The following is a 2695-nucleotide window of genomic DNA, read 5'->3' as shown; positions in this document are numbered from 1 at the left end:
GCCATGCTCTACCTCACACCGTGTCGGCGGGCCGGTCGGAGGCGACGTCGGCGTTAGGGATATTTTTCTAAGGATTGGCTGCCCGGGACCAGCGAGCCGCAAACATGCAACGCCGACAGGCCGACAGATCAAGACAACGAAGCCCGATTTCGATATTTTTCCAGAATTTCTCGACGCCACGTGCCAAGCTCACTCGCAGCACCGCGAGGTGGCCGCCAGGTCGTCGAGGTTGCCGAAGAAGCGGGTACTGGAGGTCTCGGACATCGCCACCTCCGTCGAGCAGAGGACCCCTATGAAACGGCACGTGTCTCCGACCCGCGACGTCGTGACGACGGTGGACACCTGTCGTCAGATCCGCTTCCACCACGCGTCCGCGAAGGTGTCCGGGATGCCGGCCCGGTATTCGAACAGCATCGCCGGACGGCCGCCGACGGTCGCGGCGGCCGGCGGGTGCCCGCCCATCTCACCCTCGGCGAGAACGTGGCGGCGTGCCTTCTCCCAGACTTCGGCACTGGGCACCTGGCCCCAGTCGGCCGCCCAGGCCGGTACCGCCCGGTTGGTGACCATGCGGCGGGCCGCCGTGCTCGCCACGGGGCGCAGCGAGTTCAGGATCTGGACGGGAGGCGTCCGAGGCAGCACGTCCCACATGCTCTTGGCCTCCAGGAGGTGCAGCCTGTCGGGATACCTCGTCCAGATCTGGGCAAGTTTGAGGACCGCCGACATCACGAATGCGTAACTGACTTTTTCGCGGTCTTCCAGGGCGAGCAGCCCGGGGTCGGCGGTGAACCGCTCCGCATACCACGGCAGTGTCAGGAGTGGATGAACTTTCCGGAGGCGCTGCCGGTCGTCCAGGGTGACTCCGGTGCCGATCTCCGCGGCGGCGACCCCGACCGTCGCGTGTTTCGCCGTGCCCTTGACGGTCCCGTCCGTAACACTCCTGATGAGATTACCTGGGTTGAAAATGGTTATCCGGTAGGCACCGGCAGCCCTGCTGGACAGGTGCCCGCCGACGTTCTTTTCGATCGTCGATATCAGGGCCTGCAGGGCGAGTCGTCGTTCTCGCCAGCCGGCCTGGTCGGACAGCTCTGTCGGCGTCGTCCGGAGTTCGATCGTGTATTCACCAAGATCACCCAAAGCCGACACCTGGAGGTCCTTGGTGATCTGGACGAGAACTTCCGGGTCGTCGATTCGGCTCACGACCCCGAACAAGCTCCAGTCGGTCGTCATCAGTTGGATCGTCGCGGGGAGTTCCTCTTCGGTCCCGAGCGACGCCGAGGCGAACGCCGTACGGTAGTGGTTCCGAGCGAAATCCTGTTCGGCACGGTTCGAGACCCGCCGCCGTATCTCCGCCAGGTGATTCCTGGTTGAATTTAAGATCTCACGTACCTTAACCGCCCGCTCTGCGTTGAGGCCGGTCCCCAACGCGTCGATTATGCCTAGCTGCCGGTTCAGCGAATTGAGCGCCTCGACCTCGTCCGGGGTCACGTGGTCGTCGAAGTTCCAGGAGAGTTGGGGCTGCTCCGACGTGGATTCGGTCATCGTCAGGCTCCTCCGGCCGTTCCGTGCCTCGCACGACGGCGGCGCGCGACGGCGGGGTGTCGGGATGGTGGGTCCAGGCAATCTGGACACCGGTCCTGGCGCATGCTGCCCGCTGGCCGGGGGGTGGGGCAGTCGAATGGGAAAAGTCGTGTTGACTTTCCGGGTTCTCCCCTGTTCCAACGTCGACCTCGGCGGTTACCGCCGGCGGGGAATCAGGCCGCGGCGGCGTCTGGTGGCAGGGTGGCGGCGATGCCGGACAGCAGCCAGTCGAGGCCCTGCTCGAAGGCCCGGTCCGCATGCCCGCCCGAGAGCGTGAGCGGTTCGGTCAGCACCTCGGCGAGCGCCGGGTGCTGTCCACTCGCCGCGAGCTGGTGCAGATGCTCGACGACGGCCTGCCAGCGCGGTTCGGCCGGCAGGCCGGGCACCGCGGCTCCCGTGCCACGGTCGCGCTCGTCCCCGCCGCCACCCGCCCGCGCCGGGGCCCGGTCCTGCTCCGCGGCCAGGCGACGCTCAGGGGCCAGGTTCTGGTCTGGGGCCGGGCCGTCGGCGGCGCACGCCTGTTGGCCCTCGCGCTTGCGCGCGGAGACCTCCCCGAGGATGTGCCCGATCACGAACGTGTCCACGGCCCGCAGGATTTCAATCCTGCGGCTGGTCTCCACCCGCAGGCCGGCGAGGGCCTCGAACGACTGCTCGATGTGTCGCACGGCGTTCGGGCCGATGTTTCCGCGTTTCACGACGGACCGCAGCATCCACGTATGGCGCAGGCCCACTTCCCGGCTGCGGGCAGCGATGGCCCGCATCGCCGCCCGCCAGTCCGTGGGCAGCGCCTCGGTCAGGACGGCCTCCCCGGCGACCCGGTCGGTCATGAGGTCGAGCAGGTCGTCCTTGCTCGGGACGTGGGTGTAGAGGCTCATCGGCCGGGCGTCGAGCACGGCCGCGACCCGGCGGATGGAGACCGCGTCGAGCCCTTCGCGGTCGGCGATGTCGATGGCGGCTCCGACGATCGCCGCGCGGGTCAGCCCGGGTCCGGGCGGCGCCGGCGGACTTTCCCACAGCGGGCCGAGTGCCGCACCAGGCCCGGTTCCCCCGCTCGCGGCGCGAGGTTCCGGCTGCCGGTCATCCACCCGTCCAACACTAGAGCGCCGGTCAGGTAGCC

General features: G+C 68.2%; 2 protein-coding genes. Both read right to left on the bottom strand.

The window, feature by feature from the left end:
- Positions 1 to 348: 348 nt before the first annotated feature.
- A complete protein-coding gene (locus E0504_RS48610) occupies positions 349 to 1539 on the bottom strand; it encodes a hypothetical protein (RefSeq protein ID WP_112104812.1) in 1191 nt (396 codons plus the stop codon).
- Positions 1540 to 1751: 212 nt separating this feature from the next.
- The coding region (locus E0504_RS48605) for a TetR/AcrR family transcriptional regulator (RefSeq protein ID WP_243657991.1) at positions 1752 to 2695 on the bottom strand (944 nt) is incomplete at its 5' end.

Source organism: Parafrankia sp. BMG5.11 (assembly GCF_004337455.1).
Note: the sequence above shows the minus strand (reverse complement) of the source record. Positions and strands in the feature narration are given on the sequence as shown.

Coding starts and splice junctions, on each gene's coding strand:
- E0504_RS48610 (WP_112104812.1), bottom strand. CDS start 1,539: ATGACCGAATCCACGTCGGAGCAGCCCCAACTCTCCTGGAACTTCGAC.